This window comes from Salinisphaera orenii subsp. orenii MK-B5, assembly GCF_003788635.1.
GTDB classification, from domain to species: domain Bacteria; phylum Pseudomonadota; class Gammaproteobacteria; order Nevskiales; family Salinisphaeraceae; genus Salinisphaera; species Salinisphaera orenii.
This window is the reverse complement of the sequence record NZ_AYKH01000023.1, coordinates 159690-183112: the sequence shown is the minus strand read 5'-3', so window position 1 is coordinate 183112 and position 23423 is coordinate 159690. Positions and strand designations below refer to the sequence as shown.

The window sequence follows — 23423 nt, the reverse complement described above, 5'->3', positions numbered from 1 at the left end:
CCGATGATGGCGCCCGCATTTCGTCCTATCGTAACGGCGTCAGATACGTCGTTCACGATTCAAGAGGAGACAGCGCATGTTGTTCAATGACGCCTTCGACCCGGCACGGGACACGACTCGACCGGAGCGCACACCGCCGGTCCGCGGTGTGCCGACGATATTCGATCCCGCGGGCGCGACCCGCGAGCCGTCCCGGACCGCGTCGCGCGCCGATACCGAGCTCGCACGCTTTGTCGGCCGGTACGGCCCGTTCGCGCGTTATATTCCGTAGGACACGACGCATCCGCGGATGCGGCTCAGCGGTGGAGCGTCATGTGTCGGTTCACATCCTTGTACAGGAGATAGCGAAACGGCCCGGGGCCGCCGGCGTAGCAGGCCTGGGGGCAGAAGGCGCGTAGCCAGAGATAGTCGCCGGCCTCGACTTCCACCCAGTCCTGATTGAGGTGGTAGACGGCCTTGCCCTCCAGTACGTAGAGGCCGTGCTCCATGACGTGCGTTTCGGCGAAGGGAATGACGCCGCCGGGCCGGAGCGTGACGATGTTCACGTGCATGTCGTGGCGCAGATCCTGGGGGTCAACGAAGCGCGTGGTGGCCCAGACGCCGCCGCAGTCCGGCATCTCGATGGGTTCGATATCGTTCTCGTTGGTCACGAACGCCGGCGGCGTATCGATGCCCGGAACGGCCTCGTAGGCTTTTCGTATCCAGTGGAAGCGCACCGCCGCATCACCACGGTTGGACGCCCGCCACGGGGTGCCCGGCGGGATGAAGGCGTAGCCGCCTGGCGCCATCGTATGCGTGCCGTCCGCCAGTTCGAGCGTGAGCGTCCCGTCGACGACGAACAGCACGGCTTCCGCCGTCGGGTCGGCCTCCGGGTGGTCGCTGCCGCCGCCGGGGGCGACCTCCATGAGGTACTGCGAGAACGTCTCGGAGAAGCCGGACATCGGCCGTGAGAGCACCCAGAGGCGGGTGTCGCGCCAGAAGGGCAGCGCGCTCGTGACGATGTCGGTGAGCACCCCGCCGGGAATGACGGCGTAGGCGGGGGTGAACACGGCTCGGTCCGTGAGCTTGTTCGTCTGCGGCGGCAGCCCACCGGGTGCGGCGTAGTAGCGGGATGTACTCATGATCGACAAGGCCAGAGAGATCTGCGCCTTGATTGTATCCAATATGGGCGTCGAATGTGCCGAAACTTGACTTGCGAATATGATCCTCGGTGGCGGTCCGTCGTTTGCCTGGTGGTGGCGCCGGGCTTGTGGCCGAAGAGCGCCGCGATCGATAGAGTGGCTACAGTAATCAAACCGCCTGCGAGACCGCGACGATGGCTCTTTACTTCACGCGCCTGGCGCTGCTCGTCTTCCTCGTTCTCGGCGCGAGCGCGGCGACCGCCCAGGCGCAACGCGAGCACTACGATCGCGTCGCGCCGGCCGACAAGCAGTTCGCCGACGTCGTGCTGGATCTCGAACAGGCCATTGGCGACGAGAATTTCGCGATCGTGGGGCGTAACGATATCGGGGACGCCGTTCGCCGGCGCGGCCATGCCGATTTTCCGGATGCCGTGATCGTGCAGTTCTGCAATCTTGAATACGCGCGTCGAGTGATCGAGATCGATCCGTCGTACATGCTTTACATGCCGTGTCGCGTGGTCGCCTTCGAACAGGACGGTCGGGTTCATGCCGCGAGCCTGCTGCTGCCGACGGCAACCGAATGCGCGCCATTCAACGAACTGGCGACAACGATCAATGCTGCAATCCGGCGTATCGTCGATTTCGCCGTTGTACCGCTGGTGCCCTCGAAGTAGTGTCATGACCGGGCGCGGCACGCGCTGTCCTATCGGATCTACCGGCATCATGCAGCGGGGATCCGGGCGATGCGGCCCGCACGTGCCGATCCGCTTTCGGCCCGGTTTCGAAACGGCTTCAGCCCGCGCGGTTCACGATGACGGCGATAACGTCATGCGGGCTGTCGACGATCGGGCCGACCGACGCACGTTCAGGGCACCTCGGACTGCTCGCCGGTTTGCGATGTCGCCGTCGTCTCGGCGGCGGCCCGGGCCCGCTGTCGTGAGTGATAGTTCTCGAGCATGGCGTGCTCGACGAGATACAGGCCGGCGGCCCGCCAGGACTTGTTGGTATTGCTGCGCATGTCGACCGAGCCGCCGCCGACGGACTGACCCGTGTCAACGTCGTAGAGCGTGGCGTTGATGTTGAGAATGAGGTTGCTGACCTTCTGTACCCAGCCGGTCATCACGAGATCCGCGTCCGCCGCCTTGCCCAGATCGATCTGACAGCCGTTGCACTCGTACAGATATCGATAGGAGCTAGCAGCCTCCTCGATCTTCTCGGAGACGGAATCCGGGTCGACGAGCTCGAACTCGTCGCGGTCGCCGAGCGAGCGACGCAGAATGTCCGCGGTGCGTCGCAGGCGTGCGACGTCGGCCTCGAGCGGGCCGTGATTCATTTCGCCCTGGAGACTGCTGTCGACCATGTCGAAAGGCAGAATCAGCAGCCGCTCGGGCTGCTGATCCGTGCCCTCATCGCCGGACGCCGCCGAGGCGAACGGGGTGGCCATCAGTGCGATCACAAGCACGACGGCCGCCGCGCCGACTGTGCGACGACAGCCGGCGACGCGCCGACGGAGGCGATCACTGAGCGCTGTCGCCATCTTTCTGCCCCCCGTTCCCGCCATGCGACACGGAAGCGAGCGTGAGCCGTTCCACCAGCGGCTCGCCATTCTCGGCGGGCGAGGGCATCTCGCTGCGCATCTCGAGCACGCCGCCGGGCACCGCATCGGAGAGCGTGAACACGTAACGCTTCTGGACCTGGTCGTCGAGTTGGCCGCGATGCTCCTCCTCGCCGGCGAAGGGCTTGAGGCGTATACGCTCCACGTCGATCTTCCGGCCGTTGTACTCGGCCTGTTCCTCGGTCACCTTGGCGCTGTTCTCCAGCGCCGTCTTGACCCGACGCTGCAGGTAGCGCCAGCTCCCGCCGCTGCGTTCGGCGATGGACGAGACGTCGTTCTGGAGGAACATCATGATGACGGGGTTGCCGGTTGCGGCGTCGACGTTCGGCGTATAGCGATGGCGGTCGCCCGTCAGAAAGCTGGTTTCGACCTTCTTGCCATGCTCGTCGCCTTCAGCGACCTTCAATTCGACCTCATCAGTGAAGTCGTTTTCCGGACTGCCGGTGCGCTCGAACGTGTACTCGAGTCGCGCCGGCGTCTGCAGACCGACGAAGTGGTCCGTCATGAACAGCAGTTGGTTGGCCTTGGAGAACTCGTCCTTGTTCGTATCCGCTGCGGCCAGCGGTGCGCCCGCCGCCAGCACGGCGGCGGCGATACACAGACACAGCAGGCGGCCGTTGCCACGCATCAGGCGTTCAATCATCGTCGTCCTCCATGGGTTGGCGATCCTCCTCGCGGAGCGGGACCAGCGGCACGCCGTAGTCCTCGAGGATCGCAATTATTTCTTCCCGGTTGTCGTCGATCAGGCTCTGGACCTTTTCGAGCCAGGCATCGTTGCCGTAGCGCACGCCCATGGATACGGGGAAATCGAACTGGCTGCCGTCCGCCCGGGTGAAGGGCACCACGGTGATATCGGCATCCACCTGTTTGGCGTAGTAGCCGGCAATCGGCCCCCAGATCACGGCGATGTCGATATCGTCTCCGACGAGATCGTCGGTGATCATGTCGCCGGGATCGGAATCGTAGCCGCCGGACTGTGCCCGGTAACTCACGATCTGGTCGATAAAGCCGTTCTCGATAAGCCAGTTGGCGGCCGGCGAGCCGGTGAACGCGCCGATGCGCAGCGACTCGAGCTGGTCCTCGGGCAGGTCGAGAAGATCGTCCGGCGCCTCGACGGAATCGAGACCGTGATCCTCGCGGAAGGCCATGACGTAGGTGGAACGGTAGTAGGGCCGCGTGGCCTTACCCACGTCGAAACCGCTGCCGATGCTGATGACCAGATCACAGGCGTAACGATTCTCCTCGGAGATCCAGCGCTTGAGCGTATTGCGGCCGAAGCCCATCTGCTCGGCGGCCCAGGCATATTCGACCGGCACATCGAGCTTTTCGCCGAATAGGGCGGCGATCTTGTTCTCGAAGCCTTCGCGTTCTTCGTTCGAGAACGGCATGTTGCTGGGATCCGCACAGACCCGCAGCGTCTCGCTGGCCGGATTCTGGGCGTCATCTTTCTGCGCGAAAGCGTGGGTGGCGACCAGGAGGCCGGCCACCCCCACGCTGGTGGCCAGTACGGCGCGTAGCCTTCGCGAGATGTCTGTCTTGGGGCGTGTCATGTGTCGGTTTCCTCCTCGTGCGCGGCCTGCGCGGTCTGCGGCTGCCACGTCTTGTCGAACGTATTGTCCTTGTTGTCGTGCACCCGGACACTAATGGGACCGGATGCGCCGCGTCGGGCATCGAATTCCAGCGCGGGGTTTTCGCTGAGCGAGAACGTCATCGATGCGTCAAGCACCAGCGCGTCGCCTTTCCGGATGGTGATGGCATCGACGAAATGGGCGGGCCAGACATGGCGTGTGAGCTGATCCATCTGCAGCCCCGTGATGTTCGGATGGCGGATCAGCAGCTGCGAGCGGGCGGCATCGCCGGCGTTCCGGCGGACCCGCCGAAGCCGCATCTCACCCATGTGCTTGAGCGCCTCCGTGGGGTCGGAGCCGATCGGTGCGGAGCAGCCGCCGGCGGCCCGCACGTAGTGCTTGACCATGTAGAGCGAGTCCTCTCCGGTATCCGCGAGCACGCGCACATAGGTGTAGGTATTGACCCGAACGCGCGTGCCGATCGTCGCGGACGCCGCGGCGGGCCCGAAACGAAATTCCGCCGACATGGGCACGGGGTTGTTATCGATCACCAGCCAGAGCCGTTCGATGGATGGCCGGTCCGTATCGGCCCGCTTGTCGGTGATGGTGATGGGCACCACCGCAGCATCCTCGGCCTGATCCGGCGCATCGAGCGCGATCACGTCGCTGCCGTCCACGATTGGACGATCGCCGAAATGCTCGTCGCGGAGCGCTTTCCAGGCGACCTCCGCGCGGTCGGTCGAACGAATATTGGATTGCGCCGTGCTCGGGCCGGCATGCAGCGTCAGGGCGGCTGCGAGACAGGTGGCCATGATGCCGATCGTCAGCATCAGCCGATTCCTTCCGTGCCGATCTCGAGAGTTCATCACTGCCACTCCAGTTCGGTATAGGCGGCGGTCACGTTGCGCGGGTGGTACTGGTCGAACAGCCGCCAGTCGTCGCGTTCTTCACGGGCTGCGTGAGCGACCGCGTAATCGATCCCGTAGCCGTCGTCGATCGCTTTTCGAACATCCCGGCGCAGATGAGTCAGGTAGCGCTTCTCCGGCCCGAGCATCCGCATCAGATCGTGACCGGGCGGGCCATGGCCGGGTATCACCGTATTCACGTCCTCGCGATCCTCGAGCGCTGCAAGCACATCGAGCCAGCCGCTGAGACTGCCGTCGATAGACGGCACACGATCGACGAAGAGGAGATCGCCGAGCCAGAGTGTCCCGCTCTTCGGGTCGAACACGGTCAGGTCGTTGTCGGTGTGAGCACGCTGATGCGCCGTAAGGGTGAGCGATCGGTCACCGAGCCGGATCGTTGCCTGGTCCGCGATCATCCGATCGGGTTCGACGATCCAGCGCTCGTCCGCGTCGACGCCGATGTGATCGGCTGCCGAATCGAGATAGGACGAGGCGCGCGTGGATAGAGCCCGCCAGTACCCCTCAGCCGCAATAAACTGCGTTTCGCCTTCGACGAACGCACGATTACCGAGCACGTGATCAGGATGCATGTGCGTATTGATCACGTAGCACACCGGGCGATTCGTCTCGCGCTCGATTGCCGTTCTGAGTCGACGGCCGATTGTCGGGGTGCCGCCGGTATCGATCACTGCGACACACCGCGACCCGACGATGAAGCCGATGTTGGCAATGTCGCCCCGATTGTGTCGATCGGCGTCGGCCTGCGCGCCCTCGTGTACATAGATGCCGGGCGCGAGCTCACTCACGGCGAGGGCGGTTTCGGCGCTGTCACCGGCGACCGCCACGGACAGCGCCAGCATAGTGCCCGTCGTTACCCCGAGCGCCAGTCGCCAGACCGGCATCGCGAACTCTAACCGTTGCCTTTCAGCGGCTCGGGGCGCCCGGCCGGGAGCTCACCGTCGGAGCGTGCACGCAGGAACGCCCAGATCTGCTGCAGATGACTCATGACGTCGTCGTTCTCCGACCAGGCGGGCATGACGCTGTACTGGCCTGTCGTCGAATCCATTCGGGTCACGCCGCCGGCGACCGCCGCGGTGAATCGACCCTGGTTCATGTCCTTGAGGCGCTGAACGAGACTGGGCGCGAAGGTGCTGCCCTCGGCGTTCTGGCCATGGCACTGCGAGCAGTGGCTGCCGAACTTCTCGTAGCCCGTCATCACATCGTCGCCGACCTTGCAGTCCCTGCCGTCGGTGCATTCGACGACATAGAGCTGGCCGTCGTCCTTTCCGGATCCGGATGCCTCGTCGGCGGACGACTCGTCAGTCGAAGCGCTTTTCGCGTCGGCGTCCGTTGACGCGCTCGTGTCATCGCTCGAGGCATCGCCGCCCGAATCGTCTGACGGGTTGTATTCCGCGCCCATGTTGCTGTAATCGTTGACGATCGGCTCGTCATCCTGGGCAAAAACAGTGGTCGTTGCGAACGGCAGCGCCATTGCAAGAGCGATCGCCGCTATCGCCGGGCCATTCTTGATCATTCTCTTCTCCTCTTTTGCACGGGCCGCCTTTAGCAGCCAATAAAAAGCCCGTACCCGCCGACCAGATGGTACGGCGAGTACGGGCTGGTACGACACTTACGTCATACGACGATGCGTCTTAATTGGACGCGACCTCGTCGCTGCCGGACTCCGTCTTCTCGACCACGGAATCGGGCAGGGCGAAGACCGTCATCACGCCACCCAGCTGGGTGTAGTTCTTGAGGTCCTTGTAACCGCCCACGGCACCCAGACCCGCGTTCGGGTCGGTCAGGCCTGCGGCCATGCCGATGCCGGCCCAGCCGCCGATACCCGAGAGCACGCCGATGTACTGCTTGCCCTTGTACTTCCAGGTATTGACGTTGCCGATGATGCCCGACGGCGTCTTGAAGCTGTAGAGCTCCTCACCAGTCTCGGCGTCAACCGCCTTCAGGTAGCCCTCCAGCGTGCCGTAGAACACGACGTCGCCCGCCGTGGCCAGGGCGCCACTCCAGACCGAGAAACGCTCCGGCACGGACCACTTGATCTTGCCGGTGGTGGCGTCATAGGCGATGAACGTGCCCATGCGGTTTTCCATCGGCTCCTTGACCGGGTTCGTAATGTCGTTCGGACCCGGATACATGGCGACCGTGGCACCCACGTAGGGCTGGCCGGCGGTGTAGTCGACCTTGGTCGGCTCGTAGTCCATGCAGACGTGGTTCGTCGGCACGTAGAACAGACCGGTCTTCGGCGAGTAGGACGCCGGCTGCTGGTCCTTGGAACCCAGCGCCGCCGGGCAGATGTTCTCGACGTTCGTACCGACCTTGCCCGACGTGGAGTATTTGTCCACGACCTGCGGGCGACCCGTCTTCATGTCGACCTTGCTGGCCCAGTTGACCGCCGGGTCGTACTTCTCGGCAACGAGCAGCTCGCCGTTGGTGCGATCCTGCGTGTAGGCGAAGCCGTTGCGATCGAAGTGAACGACCAGCTTGCGCATCTCGCCATCGATCTTCTGGTCGACCAGGATCTTCTCGTTGACGCCGTCATAATCCCATTCGTCATGGGGCGTCATCTGGTAGAGCCACTTGGCCTCACCGGTGTCCGGATCGCGGGCGAAGATCGTCATCGAGTACTTGTTGTCGCCCGGACGCTGGGTCGGGTTCCAGGTGCCGGGGTTACCGGTGCCGTAGTACACGAGATCGAGTTCCGGATCGTAGGTCATCCAGCCCCAGGTGGTGCCGCCACCGATCTTCCACTGGTCACCTTCCCAGCTCTTGAGACTGGTGTCCTCACCGACCGGCTCCTGCGTGATGCCGTTGATCGTGTTTTCCGGGTCGATCAGCATCGAATCGTCGGGGCCGGTGCTGTAGGCACGCCAGGCCAGCTTGCCGTCTTCGATGTTGTAGGCCGTCAAGTGGCCCCGAACGCCGAACTCGCCGCCCGAAATGCCGGTCAGGACCTTGTCCTTGATCACCAGCGGGGCGTTCGTGGCGGTCTCGCCCTTGCTCGGGTCGCCGTTCTTGCTCTTCCAGACGACCTTGCCATCTTCCGCGTTGAGCGCGACCAGCGTAGTGTCGGCCTGCTGCAGGAAAATCTTGCCGTCACCGTAGGCTAGGCCGCGGTTGACCGTGTCGCAGCACATCACGGGGATGACCTGCGGGTTCTGCGTCGGCTCGTATTTCCACTTGATCGCGTGCGAATCGAGATCGATCGCGAAGACCTTGTTCGGGAACGGCGTGTGGATGTAGAGCGTGTCGCCCTTGACCAGCGGGCCGCCTTCATGGCCGCGGAGCACACCCGTGGAGAAGGTCCACGCGGGCGCAAGCTCGCCGGCGTTCTCGGCGGTGATCTGGTCGAGTTCGCTGTAGCGTTGGCCGTTGTACTGACCACTCCACATAAGCCAGTTCGACGCATCCTTCTGCATCTCGACCAGGTTCGTGCTGCCGGAGTCGCTCTTGTCGGAGCTCTCCTTGTCGCCGTTGTCCTGGGCGAGGACTGTTGAGGAAGCCATCAGCGCAGACACGGCGAATGCCGTAGTCGTCGCGCGGAGTGCCCCCTTGACTGGATTAAATTTCACGACGTTTCTCCTCCGTCTCATGTTCGAAGGGCGGATGCCCATCGTTGTCGATGACCGTGGCGGCCATCCCTTTGGGTTATCGAACGCGATGTCCGGTCAACCCCTCACGCTCTTCGATAGCACGCGTCCTATTTACCGTCAATTGGGAACGACGGCGTTGGTCATGAGACACATGCCGAGAATGCTGCTTCGAATCCGCTCCAACAACCGGGAAATCTTCCCGATCGCGGTGTTTCTGCGGCTCGCGATCGACGCCCACAACGGTACGGTCAGGCAGGCCGCGTGTTCGGCCGAATCTTTTCGCTGCGGTGCCGCACCGGTTTTGCGAGGCTAAATGCGCGTTGCGCTGCAGCAAAAAAATGCCTGCAGAACGAACGCTCTGGCGATGATCGCGCTGCGGCATACAATCAAATCTGCCGGCGCTCATTCGGCGTCTCCAGACCCATCGTCTGCCTGCGTGGTGTCGATGAGACAGCGGTCCGCCGCTTCGCTTTTGATCTTGTCGAATTCCGCTCGGCTGCCCCGTGCCAGATCGCCTTCGCGAAGGACTTCAGGCCGCTCGCCACCCGCCTGGGCGCCGCGTGTGTAGGTGTCCAGCGTGACGTAGTCGTCGTAGCTCAGCTTGTCCGCGATGTAATCGATGCTGCAGGAGCATTTGTACAGCGTGTCGTAGTTTTCGCCACCAAGCTGCTGCATGCAGCCGAAGACGTATTCCACGCGCGCCTGTGTCGGATAATTGTGTTCCGGCAACTCGGCGGTCACGCCCACCGCGGGCACGATCAACGCGCCCAGAAGGGCGGCCTTGCTTATTCTCATCGGATTCTCCTCCGGTACTTGTTCAACCGATCTGCAGGTCGTGATGTCGCCGGCAAGAATGCTCGCGCCAGCATGCGCGTGCAAAGAGGGCGAGTGCTGCGACCCGCAGCATCTTGTCGTTTGTGGATACTACGCGCCAGCGATGCCGCGGGATTCGCCTGCTCGCGTATTACGACTAAAGTCTAGTCAATGAAAATCAGTTCATTATCGCGTTTGGCGTGGATTTCACATGAACTGCGCACTGGGTCGTGCATCGTCGGCCCGCGCTACGGGGATCGCCACAGCCCGGCTCGCGCCGTCAATATTCAAGCAGCCAGTTCCTCCCCCCGCGGGGCGAACTGCTCGCGCTCTCAGGCGGCATAATCTCGAATCAAAAGATATAAAACACATAAATATTATTTCGCAAATAATTGATAATTAGAATTTATTTTCTATTTTCTTTCGTTCTCCATTTCGATCGAAAGCTTATAGCCTGCGCCTGGTACCGTGCGGATCGTCGGTCCGCTGGTGGTCGACTCGAGTATCTGGCGCAGACGATGAATATGCCCGCGCAGGGCGGCGTCCGAGCGGGGTGGGTCGCCCTGCCAGACGCGGTGCTCGATCTCGTCGCGTGTGACCATCCCGGGAAAGGCCCGGGCGAGCATCTCTAGGATACGAAAGCCGATGGGCGAGAGCTCGACCGATCGACTCTCGCAGTGAACCATTCGTTGGTCGACATCCATGCGAAGCGGTCCGGCCACGACCTCGCGTGACCTTGCCCTCCGCCGACGCACCAGTGTCTGGAGCGAGCGGCGGAGTTCGTGCAGAGAGAAGGAGGCATCGAGGCATTCGTCCGCACCGGCTGGGAGACCGTCGTGCGATGTCGGATGCTCGTCCGTGCGGCCGCGGCCCAGCTGGAGAATCGGTACCGGGTTATCGAGACGGGCGTGCAGGTCTCGATAGAAATCGATGCATCGCGCCCGTGACAGTCGTGCATCCAGCACGATGGCGTCGTACTGGTTGATCTCGCAGAGCCTCAGGCCAAGCCGGCCGTCGTAGGCGAAGTCGGGCTCGTCGCCGGCCTCCTCCAGATAGGTGCCGATCCGGACGGCGAGCGCATCGTTGTCTTCGATGATCAGGACATGCATTGTACGAACGCTTTCGACAGACCCCGATTCGGGCATCAGGTTGTCGGACAACGCAAATCCCGACAGGTTTAACGTCTCGCCATGGTCCTGTATCCGGGGCCAAAAAAAGGCGGCCCGAAGGCCGCCCGAAGAGCGCGTGCGGTGCCGTGGTGTCAGGTCACCATCAGTTTATCGAGCGTGATCGGCAGCTCCCGGATCCGCTTGCCGGTAGCGTGGTACACGGCGTTGGCCACCGCGGCGGCCAGGCCCGTGATGCCAATCTCGCCGATGCCACGGGCACCAAACTCGTTGAAGGCATAGTCCGGATGATCCAGCAGGATCACGTCGACTTCTTCCGGCTGGTCCGCGTGTACCGGCACGAGATACTCGGCGTAGTTGTTGTTCACCGGCCGCCCGCTGCGCGAGTCGTACTCGGTGTTCTCGAACAGTGCCATGCCGATGCCCATCGCGATCGCGCCTTCCACCTGGTTGGCCGCGGTCGTCTGGTTGATGACCTGGCCCACGTCGATGGCGCTGACCACGCGCGAGACCCGCAGGTTGGAGATGCCCGGATCCCAGCGAATCTCGACGAAGTGTGCACCGAACGACCGGAAGGAATACTCGTCGTTGGTGGCGGCCGGGGTGTGCGCCTCACCGTCGGCGTTGGCGAGCTTGAGCTGGTTGAGCACCTCGGCATAGTCCACCGATTTGCCGTTGCCGTCGGAAAGGGTGCCGTCTGCGAAGGTCAGCGTATCGGCCTCGCTGCCGGAGAACGCGCCGCCGTCACCCGTGGCGTAGGTCTTGAGGGCATCGATGGCGTTGCGTGCGGCCTGTGCGATCGCCGGCAGGGTCGTCGCGGTGGCCCAGGAGCCGCCGGAGACCGGGCCGGACGGATAGCTCGAGTCGCCCAGTTCGACCTCGATGCGCTCGAGCGGCAGGCCGGTGATGTCGCTGACCGCCTGCGCCACGATGGTATACGTGCCGGTGCCGATGTCCTGGGTCGCACAGGAGGCGAAGGCAGTGCCGTCGGCCCGCAGCGATACGCGGGCGTCGCAATCCATCTTCAGGGCCTCCCAGTTGCAGGCGGCCATGCCCCAGCCGATAATCTCGTCGCCGTCGCGCATCGAGCCGGGCTCCGGCGTCCGCTTCGACCAGCCGAATTTTTCGGCGCCGCGGTCGAAGGCCTCCATGAGATGAATGCTCGAGAACGGCAGATCGAGGCTCTCATCGGTTTCGGTGTAGTTCGCACGCCGGAATTCCAGCGGATCCATGTCGATCGACTCGGCCATCTCGTCCATCGCCGATTCCAGTGCGAACAGGCCGGGGGCCGCGCCGGGCGCGCGCATGGAGGTCGGTGTGCCGTGATTGGCCGGAAGCGTGGCGTGGCTCACCCGCAGGTTGGGGCAGGCGTAGAGACTCTTGGTGCAGCTGCCGGTCTTCTCGATGTACGTGTTGACCATGGAGGTCGTGTTGATGCCGTCGTGGCTCAGCGCCTGCAGCTTGCCGTTGGCGTCGGTCGCCAGCCGCAGTGTCTGGTGTGTGGGCGGCCGGTGGCCGGTCGTGGTGAACATCTCCTCGCGCGGCACGACCAGCTGCACCGGCCGCCCGACCTCGCGGGCCGCGGCCGCGGCGGCGACCGCGTGCGGCCAGATCCAGAGCTTGCTGCCGAAGCCGGAACCGATGAACGGTGACCGTACATCGACACGCTCCGGCGGGATGCCGAAGACCTTGGCCATCACGTTGCGGGCGAAAACCACGCCCTGCGAGGCCTCGTAAAGCACGAGATCGCCCTTGTCCCAGTACGCGGTGCTCGCGTGCATTTCCATGGGATTGTGGGTTTCCATGGGTGTGATGTAGGTGGACTCGATCCGGTGCGGCGCATCGTTCCAGGCGCTGTCCGGATCACCCCGGGTGTGGCCGCTGGCAGCGTGCGGTGTCGGCTCGCCACTTTCCATGGCCTGAGCGAGCGTGGCGACGGGCTCGTCTTCCTCGTAGTCCACCCGAACCCGGTAGGCGGCGTCGCGTGCGTTCGAGAAGGTGTCGGCGACGACCAGCGCCACGAACTGGCCCGGGTAGTGCACCTTGGCGTCCTCGAACGGCAGCCGGGTCTCGTCGACCTTGTTCTCCTGCGCGAACGTGCTGGGCGTCCGATACAGGTTCGGAAAATGGTCGTGATGAAATATGTCGATGACACCGGGCAGGGTCCGCGCCTCGGACACATCGATACCGGTGATCCGGCCGTTGGCCACGGTGCTGAACACGCCGTAGGCATAGGCCATGTTCGGCAGGTGATGGTCGGCCGCATAGGGCGCATCGCCGCGGAGCTTCTTCGGACCGTCGATACGCGATCTCGACGCGCCGATGATCTTGCCGTGCTTGTCGTCACTCATGTACTGACTCCTTCGCTCAGGCCGTGACCGTGGTCAGGCTGCGTACGATCGCCTGCTGACCGAGCGGGATCTTGAACGCGTTGTGTTCATAGGCGGTCGCCTCTTTGAAGGCGAGCTCGGCGGCGTGTTGAAAGCTGGCTTCGTTGGCAGGTTTGCCGATCAGCGATTGCTCGGCCTCGGTCGCGCGCCAGGGCTTGGTGCCCACGCCGCCGAGCGCAATGCGCGCGTCGCGGATCGTGCCGCCTTCTGTTGCGATGACCACACCGCTCGAGGCCAGGGCGAACTGATACGACGCCCGGTCGCGCAGCTTGAGATAGTGCGAGCGATTGCCCTCCATCGGCGCGTCCAGTACGACGTGCGTGATCAGCTCGTCGGCTTCGAGCGCATGCTCCTTGTCCGGCGAATCGCCCGGCAGCAGATGGAAATCGAGGAAATCGATCTCGCGCTCGCCGTTCGGACCCGATACGAGCACGGTCGCGCCGATCGCGGCCATGGCCACGCACATGTCCGAGGGATGACTGGCAATGCACTGGTCGCTGGTGCCGAGCACGGCGTGCACGCTGCGGTTGAGGCCGCCGATCGCGGCACAGCCCGAGCCCGGTTCGCGCTTGTTGCAGGCCGAGACGCCGTCGCGGAAGTACGGGCAGCGCACCCGCTGCATGACGTTGCCGCCGGTGGTCGCCTTGTTGCGCAGCGACGTGGATGCGCCCGCCAGCAGGGCTTCGGAGAGCACGCGATAGTTTTCGGTCACGATCGGGTGATGGGCGAGATCGGTGTTGGTCACCATCGCGCCGACCTTGAGCCGGCCGTCGTCGAGTCTTTCGACGTCGTAGAGCGGTAACGATCGCACGTCGACGATCCGTTCCGGCTGCATGACGTCGAGCTTGACGAGATCGAGCAGGGTGGTACCGCCGGCCACGAAGGACGACGATTGACCGCTATGGGCGGCCACCGCCGCGTCCACACTGCCCGCGCGTTGGTAGGCAAAATTTCGCATGTCCTGCTCCTAGACCTTGCCGCGGGCCGACTGCACCGCCGACAGGATGTTCTTATAGGCGCCGCAGCGGCAGATGTTGCCGCTCATGGCTTCGCGCACCGCGGCATCGTCGCTGCCGATGTGCTTGCTCTTGAGCACATAGTCGGCGGTCATCATCTGACCGGAGGTGCAGTAGCCGCACTGATAGGCGTCGTGCTCGAGAAAGGCCTGCTGGAGCGGCCCCAACTCGCCGTCGTTACGGGACAGGCCCTCGACCGTGGTGATGTCGTCGCCCTCATGCATGACCGCCAGGCTCAGGCAGGAATTGATGACGGTGCCGTTGACCTGCACGTTGCAGGCACCGCACTGGCCGTGGTCGCAGCCCTTCTTGGTACCGGTCAGCTGCAGCTCGTCCCGGATCGCGTCCAGCAGGATCACGTTCGGTGCGACGTCGATCTGCTTGGCCTGGCCGTTGATCTTGAACGACACGCGGGTGGTGCCTTCAGCCGGGGCGTCGGCGGCCTCGGTCTCGGACGCGCCCTCGTCGGCCCAGGCGTTCCCCAGGCCGGCGCCGGTGGTCGCCGCGGCCAGACTCGACATTCCGACGCTCTTCATGAAGCGCCGACGGGAGGGGGAGTGCGTCAACTCGTCGCGTTCGGGGCGATCGGCCCCCCGGCCGCGACTGTCGTTATCGTCTGCCATCGTTTTCTCCGTTGATCGGCCTGCGACCGATGCGTCACTCGGTGGAACGCGCGTTGTCGCCGCGCTGTATGAATAGCCTATACGATCGCCGGCGCGCTTTGTTTTGGCTTTGACTATCGTGACGATTTGTGACCGCGCCGTGACGCCGAAACGAATCGGCGCAGCGCCCCGGGCGTGTCGATATCCCGTACGGCCTCGATGCCGGCTTCGAATGTCCGCCGGCGATGCGCGGGGACCCGTCGAATGATCGGCTGCGCCCCCCGATCGCCCGCGAGATCCGTTAAATCGGTAATCAGACGCTGCGACAGATAGACCGGATGGCCCGGCACGCCGCCATGCTGGGGGCGCGCGACATCCACGCCGGGGCGGCGGTGGGCCAGCAGACGCCGGATCAGCCGCCGATCCAGGCCGGGCGTGTCCGCGAGACAGACCAGGGCGCCACCGCAGTGCGGCGGCAGTGCCGATAGACCCGCCCGCAGCGACGACGCCATGCCCTCGCGGTAGGCCGCGTTCGACACGACGCGCAGCCGCCCCGAATGCGCGACGTGCCGGCGCGCGATTCGGGCCACACGCCGACCATCGGCGCCGACCACCACCACGATGGGACGTACCGGGGCGGCGGCCAGGACGTCGAGGACATGGCCGATCAACGGCCCGTCGGGCGTCGCTTCCAGCAGTTTGTTGGCGCGGCCGTAGCGCTGCGAGCGGCCGGCCGCCAGCACGATCGCCGCGGTCAACAGGTGCCGGCGTCTGCGTGCGGCCGGTGCGTGGTGAGTTCGGCGAGCACCGAGAGTGCGATCTCCCGGGGCTGCCGGGCGTCGATGTCCAGTCCGGCCGGGCTGTTGAGCCGATCGATGGCCGCGGCGTCGAACCCGGCATCGCGCAGACGAGCGGCCCGTTCACGGGTCTTGCGCCGGCTGCCGAGCGCACCGATGGCGAACGCCGGCGAGGCCAGAGCATGCGCGAGCACGCGGTCGTCGTCATCGAGATCGTGGGTCAGCGTGTAGACGGCGGTATGCGCATCCAGATGCAACTCGGACAGTGCCCGCGCCAGCGGTCGGGTGTCATAGTGCGTCAGCGTCGTGCCGGGCGGGGCGCAGCTCGGGCCGTAGGGCCGCAGCAGGATCGTCTCGAAGCCGAAGGTGGGCGCAAGCTGGCACAACGCCAGCGTGACCGGGTCGCCGCCGGCGACGACCAGCCGGGGCGGCGGCAGATGCTGTCTGCGGAATCCGTGCCGCCCCGGCGGCAGCGCGGTGTCGAACAGATGGCGGCCGTCGTCCAGATCGACGGTGACCTCGATCGCACGACGCGCCCGACGCGCGGCATGCAGCGTGTCCACATACGTGTCGAGATCGGACAGCGCGCGCACGAATATGCCGATGCGGCCGCCGCAGGTCAGCTGCACGTCGAGCACCGGGCTGCCGGCGCCGTAGTCGAGCATCACCGGCGGACCGCCGGCGAGCACGCCGGCCGCATGGGCGGCGACGGCGCCTTCGACACAGCCGCCGGAGACATAGCCGGCGACCTCGCCGTGATCGCTGACGGCCATCTCGCTGCCCAGCGGCCGCGGCGACGAGCCCTCGATCGTCACGAGCGTGGCCAGCGCCGCGCGCCGTCCGGCGTTGCGCCAGCGCATTAGCACCGGCAGGAGATCCTCGACCAGGCCGTAGGTCGGCCATGCGGGCCAGTCCGCGGCGGCAGCGGCCGGGTCGTCGTCGCGATCCGCCGTGGCGGCGATCGTGTGGGCGGCGGTTTCAATCATGATGGGCGAGACGTTACCCGCGCGATCGCATGCTGCCAAGACGTCGGCATCGGCAGCGGCGGTCGCGACGTCGGGATGACGGCGGCAACGATCCGAAAACGCAGGATCGTCCGATCGTTCTGGCAGCGTGCGTCGACGCGCCGGTTCGCTCGGCACGTGGCGGCGGTCGGGCGAGTGCCGCGCGCCCGCGACAGCCGCGTCGAACGCCGGGTCAGGCCAGGGCGGCCTCGCCGGCCGCCCGGATGGCGCGGATGTTGTCGGCGTAGGCCGCGGGACCGCCGCGGAACACCGCGGAGCCGGCGACGAGCGTGTCGGCGCCGGCGGCCACGATGTCGCCGGCGTTGTCCGCGGTCACACCGCCGTCGACCTCGAGCCGGATGTCACGCTCGCCGATCATGGCCCGCAGGCGTTCGATCTTCGGCAGTACCGAGCCAATGAATGTCTGGCCGCCGAAACCCGGATTGACGGACATCACGAGAATCAGGTCGACGTCGTCGATCACGTGGGCCACCGCCTCGACCGGCGTCGCTGGGTTGAGCACGACGCCCGCGCGAACGCCGAGGTTGCGCACGTTCTGCAGCGAACGGTGCAGATGCGGTCCGGCTTCGGCCTGCACCGAGAGGATGTCCGCACCGGCCTTGGCGAAGGCCTCCAGATATGGGTCGGCCGGTGCGATCATCAGATGCGTGTCCAGCGTGGCGTCGCCGTGCCGGCGCAGCGCCTCGACGATCAGCGGCCCGATCGTGATGTTGGGCACGAAATGCCCGTCCATGACGTCCACGTGGATCCAGTCGGCGCCGGCGGCGAGCACCGCGTCGACCTCGTCGCCCAGGTGGGCGAAGTCCGCCGAGAGGATCGACGGCGCGATGATGAGATCGCGGGCGCTCATGCCCCGGCCTCGTCGTCGAGCGGTTCGTCGAACACCCGGCTGGCGCGCACGTCGTCGGCCTGGATGGTGATCAGGTCGGACTTGGTGATCGAGCCGCGGGCCTCGAACAGGCGCTTGGCCTGACGCAGGCGCATGCGATCCAGCGCGTTGCGGATCGATCGGGCGTTGGCGAAGTGGGGCTGGCGCATGCGGCGCTCGATGTACTCGGAGAACGCCTGCCGGGCGTCGTCGCTGAAGTGGTAGTTCTCCTCGTTCATCATCAGCTCGCCGATCGACTCGAGCTCGTCGGCCCGATAGTCGGGGAAGTCGATGTGGTGGGCGATGCGCGAGCGGAATCCCGGATTGGATTCGAAGAAGCGATCCATGCGGTCCTTGTAGCCGGCCAGGATCACCACGAGGTCGTCGCGGTTGTTCTCCATGACCTGCAGCAGGATCTCGATGGACTCCTGGCCGTAATCGCGCTCGTTCTCGGGCCGATAGAGATAGTAGGCCTCGTCGATGAACAGTACGCCGCCCATCGCGCGCTTGATCACCTCCTTGGTCTTGGGCGCGGTGTGGCCGATGTACCGGCCCACGAGATCGTCGCGGGTGACCGAGACCAGATGCCCCTCGCGGATGTAGTCCAGCTTGTGCAGGATGTCGGCCATGCGCTCGGCGACGGTGGTCTTGCCGGTCCCCGGGTTGCCGGTGAAGCACATGTGCAGGGTGGGGCTGTCCGACGCCAGATCGAACTGGCGTCGGACATGGTCGACCAGCAGCAGGGCGGCGATCTCGCGAATGCGGGTCTTGACCGGCTTGAGCCCGACGAGATCGTGGTCGAGCTGATCGAAGACCTCCTGAATGCGGGACTCCTCGAAGACCGCATCCAGATCCACCTTCGCATCGGCATCCAGCGTCTTCTCGTCCGCCCGGGTCTCGTCCGGCTTGTCGGCAACACTCATCACCGTCTCCTGTTGTATCCGTGGTCCACCCCGTCAGCGGCGACTCAGTACCGCTGACCCTCCGGCTGATCGCTGGCGTAGCTGTCGATGGTGTAGCGGACCTTGCGGCCCTCCTGCTCCTGACGCTTCAGACGGAAGCCCGGCTCCTCGGGCGGACGGTTGACGATGAACGACAGCCGCGGGGTCTCCCACTGGTGCGTGCTGTCGAACGCGGTGACCCGGATGTAGTGCTTCGGATAGGTCTTGCGGCACTCCTCCAGATCCATCATCAGCCCGGCGGGGTCTCGCAGGTCGAACATTGGCTGTCCGTACATCTCCCAGTAGGTGTTGCGGGGATGCGGGTCGTCGGTGTACTCGAGGCTCACGGCCCAGCCGTTGTCGAGACAGTATTTGACCTGCCTCTTGATCTGCTCGTCGGTGAGATCCGGCAGGAAGGAAAAGGTGCCCTGGGTAATACGCATGGCGTGTCTCCTGATTCGATCGCGTCTCAGACGCTCGTCGTGGTGCTCGGCACGAAGTCCGGCGTGTCGGTGGAGGTGTAGTCGAAGGTGATGTCCTTCCACGTATCCAGCGCGTGCTGCAGCGGCTTGCAGTCCTTCGCGGCCTTCTGGAGGATATCCGGGCCCTCGGCCATGTAGTCGCGGCCTTCGTTGCGGGCCATGATCATGGCCTCCAGCGCCACGCGGTTGGCGGTCGCGCCGGCCTGGATGCCGTCCGGGTGGCCGATCGTGCCGCCGCCGAACTGCAGAATAGTGTCCTCGCCGAGGTAGTGCAGCAGCTGGTGCATCTGACCGGCATGAATGCCGCCCGAGGCCACCGGCATGCACTTGTTCAGGCCCGCCCAGTCCTGATCGAAGAACACGCCGTGCTCTAGGTTCTGCTCGTTGTGCGGTTCGCGGAGCACGTCGTAGAAACCGGCGATCTGGTTCGGGTCGCCCTCGAGCTTGCCGACCACCGTACCCGCGTGGATATGGTCCACGCCGGCCATGCGCATCCACTTGGAGATGACACGAAAGGACACGCCGTGATTCTTCTGGCGGGTATAGGTCGAATGACCGGCGCGATGCAGATGCAGGATCATGTCGTTCTTGCGCGCCCAGTTCGACATCGACTGGATCGCGGTGTAGCCGATCACCAGATCGATCATGATGATGCAGGAGCCGAGCTCCTTGGCGAATTCGGCCCGCTCGTACATCTCCTCCATGGTTGCGGCAGTGACATTCAGATAATGACCCTTGACCTCGCCGGTCGCGGCGGTGGCCTTGTTCACGGCTTCCATGACGTAGAGGAAGCGATCGCGCCAGTGCATGAACGGCTGCGAGTTGATGTTCTCGTCGTCCTTGACGAAGTCGAGGCCGCCCTTGAGCGCTTCGTAGACCACGCGACCGTAGTTGCGGCCGGACAGGCCGAGCTTTGGCTTGGTGGTCGCGCCCAGCAGCGGGCGGCCGAACTTGTCGAGGCGTTCGCGCTCCACGACGATACCGGTGGGCGGCCCCTTGTAGGTGGTCATGTAGGCGGTCGGGATGCGCATGTCCTCGAGACGCAGCGCCTTCACGGCCTTGAAACCGAAGACGTTGCCGATGATCGACGCGGTCAGGTTGGCGATCGAGCCGGGCTCGAACAGCTGGATGTCATAGGCGATGTAGGCGAAGTACTGCTCTTCGTTGCCCGGCACCTGATCCACGCGATACGCCTTGGCGCGGTACTTCTCGCAGGCGGTCAGGCGATCGGTCCAGACCACGGTCCAGGTCGCCGTCGACGACTCGCCGGCGACCGCCGCGGCCGCCTCTTCCGGGTCGACGCCGGGCTGCGGCGTGATGCGGAACAGCGCGATGATGTCGGTATCGATCGGCTGATAGTCCGGTTCCCAGTAGCCCATCTTCTTGTAGGGGATCACGCCGGCTTCGTAGCGCTTGTCGTTCTGTATTGTCTGTGCCATCTCCATTCTCCGGGTTGACGTTGGGCGCATGCATTGCTCGCGACAGGGTCAGACTAGAACCGGTCATTGATAAATAAAAGTAAATAGTTATTATTGTTTGGATAAGAAAATATGAGGCGATGCGTTGACCCGGTAACGCCGCCTCGCAAGTCCCCCGATTCGGTGCGTTGAATGAACATAACCCTCCGCCAACTCAAGGTTTTCGAGGCCGTGGCCCGGCACGCGAGCTACACGCGGGCGGCGGAGGAGATGCATCTGACGCAGCCGGCGGTCTCGATCCAGGTCAAGAGTCTCGAGGAAGCGGTGGGTCTGGCGCTGTTCGAGCAGTTCGGCAAGCAGATCTACCTGACCACGGCGGGCGAGGAGATCCTGCGCTACGCGCGCACGATCGCCGCCCAGATCGACGAGATCGGCGACGTCGTGGCGCGACTCAAGGGGGTGTCGAAGGGCAGCCTCTACGTCGCCGTGGCCACCACGGCCAACTATTTCATCACCCATCTGATCGCGGCCTTCCACCGCGAGTATCCGGAGGTCGCGATCAACCTGTCGGTGACCAACCGGCAGGCGCTGCTCAAGCTGCTCCAGGACAATCGCATCGATCTGGTCGTGATGGGCGAACCGCCGGCCGACCAGGGGCTGGTGGGCGAGGCCTTCATGGAGAACCCGCTGGTGGTGATCGCGCCCATCGGTCATCCGCTGGAGGACCGGAAGCGGATCCCGCTCAAGGCGCTGGCGGCCGAGCGGTTCGTGGTGCGCGAGGAGGGCTCCGGCACCCGGGCGGCGATGACACGCTTCGCCCGCCGTCACCAGGTCGAATTCCAGCCCGCCATGGTCATGACCAGCAACGAGGCGATCAAGCAGGCCGTCAGTGCCGGACTGGGCCTGGGGCTGGTTTCGGCGCATACGCTGGAGCTGGATCTCTACGCAAACCGGCTCCAGATACTGGATGTGGCGCATTTCCCGATCGTGCGCCACTGGTACATGGTGCATCGGGACGGCAAGCGCCTGTCGCCGGCAGCCGAGGCATTCCGGGCCTTTCTGGCCGACCACGCGGACACGGTCTGGCCGACGGCCGCAAAGGCCGCCGGCCTCGTGACCGGTCATCCGTAGGGCCGTGTCTCAGCGATAGCGCACGACCCCGGTCGTGACCATCGACTCGATCAGCGGCTGCATGATGATCTCCATCGCGAAGCTCATCTTGCCGCCGGGCACCACGAGCGTGTTGCGGCGGGACATGAACGAGTCATGGATCATCGACTGCAGATACTGGAAGTCGACGTTGATCTTCTTGGGATCGCGGAAGCGGATCACGATGAGGCTTTCGTCGAGGCTCGGAATCCAGCGGCTGATGAACGGATTGGAGGTATCCACCGTCGGCACGCGCTGAAAGTTGATGTGCGTGCGCGAGAACTGCGGCGTGATGTAATGCACGTAGTCGTGCATGCGCCGCAGGATCACGTCCATGACCGCCTCGGTGCTGTAGCCGCGAGCGAGCTTGTCGCGGTGCAGCTTCTGGATCCACTCGAGGTTGATGATCGGCACCACGCCCACGAGCAGATCCACATGGCGGGCGACATCCACCTCGTCGGTGGTCACGCCGCCATGCAGGCCTTCGTAGAACAGCAGATCGCAGTCCTGGGGCACCTCCTCCCAGGGGGTGAAGGTGCCGGGCTCCTGGTCCCAGGCCTTTGCCTCCTCCGCGTTGTGCAGGTAGTGGCGGCGCTTGCCGCCGCCGCTCTCGCCGTGCTCGCGGAACAGCGCCTCCAGCTTGTCGAAGTGGTTGGCTTCCGGGCCGAAATGGCTGAAGTGGCGGCCCTCCTCCTCGGCCAGCTTGACCTGGCGCTTCATCTCCATGCGTTCGTACTTGTGGAAGCAGTCGCCCTCCACCGTGGCGGCCTTGAACCCGTCGCGGCGGAAGATGTGCTCCATCGCCTCGCGAACGGTCGATGTGCCGGCGCCGGACGAACCGGTCACCGCGAACACCGGATGCTTGATCGACATCGTGTGTCTCCCGATTGCTGCAGTCGCGCGATCGCGCGTTGACGTCCCGTAGGGCCTCGATCAGGCGACCTGCTTCTCCTGCGCCGGATCGTAGCGCCCCTGCGCGGCGGCTCGATTGCAGCGGGCACGATGGGCCAGGGCGGCCTGGGCCTTGTCGACGTTCGCGGCCTCGCCGCGCCAGATATCCAGTGCCGGCTGCTGCAGCGCGCGGGCGTAGGAGAACGTCAGCTTCCAGGGCGCGCGGCCGCCGTCGAGCCGGTTCATCGCGTCCAGATGCGCGGTGGCGTCCTCATTGCTCTGGCCCCCGGAAAGGAACGCCACACCGGGCACCGAGGCCGGCACCGTGGCGTAGAGACAGCGCAGCGTCGCCGCCGCGACTTCGCGCATGTCGGCCTGCTGGGCGGCGTTCTTGCCCGGCAGCACCATGCTCGCCTTCAGGATGAGCCCCGGCAGATGCACGTTCTGATCGCGCAGTTCCGCGAACAGACGCGTGAGTGTCTCCTCCGTCACCGCGTAGCAGCGATCGATGTCGTGGTCGCCGTCGAGCAGCACCTCGGGTTCGACGATCGGCACGATGCCTGCTTCCTGGCACAGGGCGGCGTAGCGGGCGAGTGCGTGGGCGTTCGCGGCATAGCAGCCGCGGCTGGGCAGGCCGTCGCCGATCGTGATGACCGCCCGCCACTTGGCGAATCGGGCGCCCATGTCGTGGTATTCGGCCAGCCGCTCGCGCAGGCCGTCCAGGCCTTCGGTGACCTTTTCGCCCGGGTGACCAGCCAGATCTTTGGCGCCCGTGTCGACCTTGATGCCGGGAATGATGCCGTGATCGGCCATCATGCGGGCGAAGGGAGTGCCGTCGGCGGTGGTCATCCGCAGCGTCTCGTCGTACAGGATCGCGCCGCTGACGTTCTCGCCGAGGCCCGGCGTGCTCAGCAGCAGCGCCCGATAGTCGCGGCGGTTATCCTCGGTGTTGTCGATGCCGTAGTCGGCGAAGCGCTTGCCACAGGTCGGCGTGCTCTCGTCGATGGCGAGCAGCCCCTTGCCGTCGGCGATCATCGCCCGGGCGGTCTGTTCGAGTGCTTGGGTGTCCATGCGGCTCCTCCTGTTC

25 protein-coding genes are annotated in these 23423 nt (G+C 64.9%); 4 read left to right on the top strand and 21 right to left on the bottom strand.

Annotation, left to right across the window (positions count from 1 at the left end):
• Positions 1-76 precede the first annotated feature (76 nt).
• Positions 77-271, top strand: a complete 195-nt coding sequence (locus tag SAOR_RS11425) for a hypothetical protein (protein ID WP_123631530.1) — start codon at positions 77-79, stop codon at positions 269-271.
• Between the two features lie 25 nt (positions 272-296).
• Here the strand turns inward: SAOR_RS11425 and SAOR_RS11420 are convergent, their stop codons facing one another.
• Positions 297-1121 carry a bifunctional allantoicase/(S)-ureidoglycine aminohydrolase gene (locus SAOR_RS11420; protein ID WP_123631529.1) on the bottom strand — a complete coding sequence of 275 codons (825 nt, stop codon included), beginning with the start codon at positions 1119-1121 and terminating at the stop codon, positions 297-299.
• A 194-nt stretch (positions 1122-1315) separates the two neighbouring features.
• On the opposite strand from SAOR_RS11420, the gene SAOR_RS11415 reads away from it, so the two are divergent.
• A complete protein-coding gene (locus SAOR_RS11415) occupies positions 1316-1795 on the top strand; it encodes a DUF302 domain-containing protein (protein ID WP_123631528.1) in 480 nt (159 codons plus the stop codon).
• Positions 1796-1986: 191 nt separating this feature from the next.
• Here the strand turns inward: SAOR_RS11415 and SAOR_RS11410 are convergent, their stop codons facing one another.
• From SAOR_RS11410 to SAOR_RS11380, 7 genes are all read right to left on the bottom strand, one after another.
• Positions 1987-2583 carry a DUF3280 domain-containing protein gene (locus SAOR_RS11410; protein ID WP_245965454.1) on the bottom strand — a complete coding sequence of 199 codons (597 nt, stop codon included), beginning with the start codon at positions 2581-2583 and terminating at the stop codon, positions 1987-1989.
• Between the two features lie 55 nt (positions 2584-2638).
• Positions 2639-3379: a hypothetical protein gene (locus SAOR_RS11405; protein ID WP_123631527.1), complete on the bottom strand. Its 741-nt coding sequence runs from the start codon at positions 3377-3379 to the stop codon at positions 2639-2641.
• Positions 3372-4286, bottom strand: a complete 915-nt coding sequence (locus SAOR_RS11400) for a quinoprotein dehydrogenase-associated putative ABC transporter substrate-binding protein (protein WP_123631526.1) — start codon at positions 4284-4286, stop codon at positions 3372-3374. The genes SAOR_RS11405 and SAOR_RS11400 overlap by 8 nt, the downstream gene beginning before the upstream one ends.
• Complete coding sequence (locus SAOR_RS11395) at positions 4283-5134, bottom strand: quinoprotein dehydrogenase-associated SoxYZ-like carrier (RefSeq protein WP_123631525.1); 852 nt, start codon at positions 5132-5134, stop codon at positions 4283-4285. Before SAOR_RS11395 ends, SAOR_RS11400 begins: the two co-directional genes overlap by 4 nt.
• Before the next feature lie 35 nt (positions 5135-5169).
• Positions 5170-6069: a quinoprotein relay system zinc metallohydrolase 2 gene (locus tag SAOR_RS11390; protein WP_185015657.1), complete on the bottom strand. Its 900-nt coding sequence runs from the start codon at positions 6067-6069 to the stop codon at positions 5170-5172.
• Positions 6070-6119: 50 nt separating this feature from the next.
• Positions 6120-6743 carry a c-type cytochrome gene (locus SAOR_RS11385; protein ID WP_123631523.1) on the bottom strand — a complete coding sequence of 208 codons (624 nt, stop codon included), beginning with the start codon at positions 6741-6743 and terminating at the stop codon, positions 6120-6122.
• A 118-nt stretch (positions 6744-6861) separates the two neighbouring features.
• Positions 6862-8730, bottom strand: coding sequence for a methanol/ethanol family PQQ-dependent dehydrogenase (locus tag SAOR_RS11380; protein ID WP_123631567.1), 1869 nt, complete (start codon positions 8728-8730; stop codon positions 6862-6864).
• Positions 8731-8776: 46 nt separating this feature from the next.
• Here SAOR_RS11380 and SAOR_RS11375 point away from each other — a divergent pair, with 46 nt between their 5' ends.
• Positions 8777-9130, top strand: a complete 354-nt coding sequence (locus SAOR_RS11375; protein ID WP_185015656.1) for a hypothetical protein — start codon at positions 8777-8779, stop codon at positions 9128-9130.
• An 89-nt stretch (positions 9131-9219) separates the two neighbouring features.
• On the opposite strand, the gene SAOR_RS11370 is transcribed toward SAOR_RS11375, so the two are convergent.
• The 11 genes from SAOR_RS11370 to SAOR_RS11320 all read right to left on the bottom strand — a co-directional run bounded on the left by SAOR_RS11370 (position 9220) and on the right by SAOR_RS11320 (position 20317).
• Complete coding sequence (locus SAOR_RS11370; RefSeq protein ID WP_123631521.1) at positions 9220-9612, bottom strand: hypothetical protein; 393 nt, start codon at positions 9610-9612, stop codon at positions 9220-9222.
• Positions 9613-10043: 431 nt separating this feature from the next.
• Positions 10044-10739: a response regulator transcription factor gene (locus SAOR_RS11365; protein WP_185015655.1), complete on the bottom strand. Its 696-nt coding sequence runs from the start codon at positions 10737-10739 to the stop codon at positions 10044-10046.
• Between the two features lie 152 nt (positions 10740-10891).
• Positions 10892-13108, bottom strand: coding sequence for a xanthine dehydrogenase family protein molybdopterin-binding subunit (locus SAOR_RS11360; RefSeq protein WP_123631519.1), 2217 nt, complete (start codon positions 13106-13108; stop codon positions 10892-10894).
• A gap of 16 nt (positions 13109-13124) precedes the next feature.
• Positions 13125-14105: an FAD binding domain-containing protein gene (locus SAOR_RS11355; RefSeq protein WP_123631518.1), complete on the bottom strand. Its 981-nt coding sequence runs from the start codon at positions 14103-14105 to the stop codon at positions 13125-13127.
• A gap of 9 nt (positions 14106-14114) precedes the next feature.
• Positions 14115-14786 carry a (2Fe-2S)-binding protein gene (locus tag SAOR_RS11350; protein WP_123631517.1) on the bottom strand — a complete coding sequence of 224 codons (672 nt, stop codon included), beginning with the start codon at positions 14784-14786 and terminating at the stop codon, positions 14115-14117.
• A 113-nt stretch (positions 14787-14899) separates the two neighbouring features.
• Positions 14900-15523 (bottom strand): nucleotidyltransferase family protein, encoded by a 624-nt coding sequence (locus tag SAOR_RS11345; RefSeq protein WP_185015654.1) that lies wholly within the window; start codon positions 15521-15523, stop codon positions 14900-14902.
• On the bottom strand, positions 15520-16548 hold the full coding sequence (locus SAOR_RS11340; RefSeq protein WP_123631515.1) for an XdhC family protein: 1029 nt from the start codon (positions 16546-16548) through the stop codon (positions 15520-15522). Before SAOR_RS11340 ends, SAOR_RS11345 begins: the two co-directional genes overlap by 4 nt.
• 211 nt (positions 16549-16759) lie before the next feature.
• Positions 16760-17437, bottom strand: a complete 678-nt coding sequence (gene rpe, locus SAOR_RS11335; RefSeq protein ID WP_123631514.1) for a ribulose-phosphate 3-epimerase — start codon at positions 17435-17437, stop codon at positions 16760-16762.
• Positions 17434-18378 carry a CbbX protein gene (gene cbbX, locus SAOR_RS11330; protein ID WP_123631513.1) on the bottom strand — a complete coding sequence of 315 codons (945 nt, stop codon included), beginning with the start codon at positions 18376-18378 and terminating at the stop codon, positions 17434-17436. Before cbbX ends, rpe begins: the two co-directional genes overlap by 4 nt.
• A 44-nt stretch (positions 18379-18422) precedes the next feature.
• Positions 18423-18839, bottom strand: a complete 417-nt coding sequence (locus SAOR_RS11325; RefSeq protein WP_123631512.1) for a ribulose bisphosphate carboxylase small subunit — start codon at positions 18837-18839, stop codon at positions 18423-18425.
• Between the two features lie 26 nt (positions 18840-18865).
• Complete coding sequence (locus SAOR_RS11320; protein WP_221179966.1) at positions 18866-20317, bottom strand: ribulose-bisphosphate carboxylase large subunit; 1452 nt, start codon at positions 20315-20317, stop codon at positions 18866-18868.
• A 171-nt stretch (positions 20318-20488) separates the two neighbouring features.
• Here SAOR_RS11320 and SAOR_RS11315 point away from each other — a divergent pair, with 171 nt between their 5' ends.
• Positions 20489-21427, top strand: a complete 939-nt coding sequence (locus tag SAOR_RS11315; RefSeq protein WP_123631510.1) for a LysR family transcriptional regulator — start codon at positions 20489-20491, stop codon at positions 21425-21427.
• 9 nt (positions 21428-21436) lie between these two features.
• Here SAOR_RS11315 and SAOR_RS11310 read toward each other — a convergent pair whose 3' ends face one another.
• A complete protein-coding gene (locus tag SAOR_RS11310) occupies positions 21437-22318 on the bottom strand; it encodes a phosphoribulokinase (protein WP_123631509.1) in 882 nt (293 codons plus the stop codon).
• A gap of 60 nt (positions 22319-22378) precedes the next feature.
• Positions 22379-23407: a class I fructose-bisphosphate aldolase gene (locus SAOR_RS11305; protein WP_123631508.1), complete on the bottom strand. Its 1029-nt coding sequence runs from the start codon at positions 23405-23407 to the stop codon at positions 22379-22381.
• Positions 23408-23423 lie beyond the last annotated feature (16 nt).

What these genes read in the sequence shown, in the direction of transcription:
- SAOR_RS11425 (WP_123631530.1), top strand. Translation starts at nt 77, where the DNA reads ATGTTGTTCAATGACGCCTTCGACCCGGCACGGGACACGACTCGACCG.
- SAOR_RS11420 (WP_123631529.1), bottom strand. Translation starts at nt 1,121, where the DNA reads ATGAGTACATCCCGCTACTACGCCGCACCCGGTGGGCTGCCGCCGCAG.
- SAOR_RS11415 (WP_123631528.1), top strand. Translation starts at nt 1,316, where the DNA reads ATGGCTCTTTACTTCACGCGCCTGGCGCTGCTCGTCTTCCTCGTTCTC.
- SAOR_RS11405 (WP_123631527.1), bottom strand. Translation starts at nt 3,379, where the DNA reads ATGATTGAACGCCTGATGCGTGGCAACGGCCGCCTGCTGTGTCTGTGT.
- SAOR_RS11400 (WP_123631526.1), bottom strand. Translation starts at nt 4,286, where the DNA reads ATGACACGCCCCAAGACAGACATCTCGCGAAGGCTACGCGCCGTACTG.
- SAOR_RS11395 (WP_123631525.1), bottom strand. Translation starts at nt 5,134, where the DNA reads ATGCTGACGATCGGCATCATGGCCACCTGTCTCGCAGCCGCCCTGACG.
- SAOR_RS11390 (WP_185015657.1), bottom strand. Translation starts at nt 6,069, where the DNA reads ATGCTGGCGCTGTCCGTGGCGGTCGCCGGTGACAGCGCCGAAACCGCC.
- SAOR_RS11385 (WP_123631523.1), bottom strand. Translation starts at nt 6,743, where the DNA reads ATGATCAAGAATGGCCCGGCGATAGCGGCGATCGCTCTTGCAATGGCG.
- SAOR_RS11380 (WP_123631567.1), bottom strand. Translation starts at nt 8,730, where the DNA reads ATGGCTTCCTCAACAGTCCTCGCCCAGGACAACGGCGACAAGGAGAGC.
- SAOR_RS11370 (WP_123631521.1), bottom strand. Translation starts at nt 9,612, where the DNA reads ATGAGAATAAGCAAGGCCGCCCTTCTGGGCGCGTTGATCGTGCCCGCG.
- SAOR_RS11365 (WP_185015655.1), bottom strand. Translation starts at nt 10,739, where the DNA reads ATGCATGTCCTGATCATCGAAGACAACGATGCGCTCGCCGTCCGGATC.
- SAOR_RS11360 (WP_123631519.1), bottom strand. Translation starts at nt 13,108, where the DNA reads ATGAGTGACGACAAGCACGGCAAGATCATCGGCGCGTCGAGATCGCGT.
- SAOR_RS11355 (WP_123631518.1), bottom strand. Translation starts at nt 14,105, where the DNA reads ATGCGAAATTTTGCCTACCAACGCGCGGGCAGTGTGGACGCGGCGGTG.
- SAOR_RS11350 (WP_123631517.1), bottom strand. Translation starts at nt 14,786, where the DNA reads ATGGCAGACGATAACGACAGTCGCGGCCGGGGGGCCGATCGCCCCGAA.
- SAOR_RS11340 (WP_123631515.1), bottom strand. Translation starts at nt 16,548, where the DNA reads ATGATTGAAACCGCCGCCCACACGATCGCCGCCACGGCGGATCGCGAC.
- rpe (WP_123631514.1), bottom strand. Translation starts at nt 17,437, where the DNA reads ATGAGCGCCCGCGATCTCATCATCGCGCCGTCGATCCTCTCGGCGGAC.
- cbbX (WP_123631513.1), bottom strand. Translation starts at nt 18,378, where the DNA reads ATGAGTGTTGCCGACAAGCCGGACGAGACCCGGGCGGACGAGAAGACG.
- SAOR_RS11325 (WP_123631512.1), bottom strand. Translation starts at nt 18,839, where the DNA reads ATGCGTATTACCCAGGGCACCTTTTCCTTCCTGCCGGATCTCACCGAC.
- SAOR_RS11320 (WP_221179966.1), bottom strand. Translation starts at nt 20,317, where the DNA reads ATGGCACAGACAATACAGAACGACAAGCGCTACGAAGCCGGCGTGATC.
- SAOR_RS11315 (WP_123631510.1), top strand. Translation starts at nt 20,489, where the DNA reads ATGAACATAACCCTCCGCCAACTCAAGGTTTTCGAGGCCGTGGCCCGG.
- SAOR_RS11310 (WP_123631509.1), bottom strand. Translation starts at nt 22,318, where the DNA reads ATGTCGATCAAGCATCCGGTGTTCGCGGTGACCGGTTCGTCCGGCGCC.
- SAOR_RS11305 (WP_123631508.1), bottom strand. Translation starts at nt 23,407, where the DNA reads ATGGACACCCAAGCACTCGAACAGACCGCCCGGGCGATGATCGCCGAC.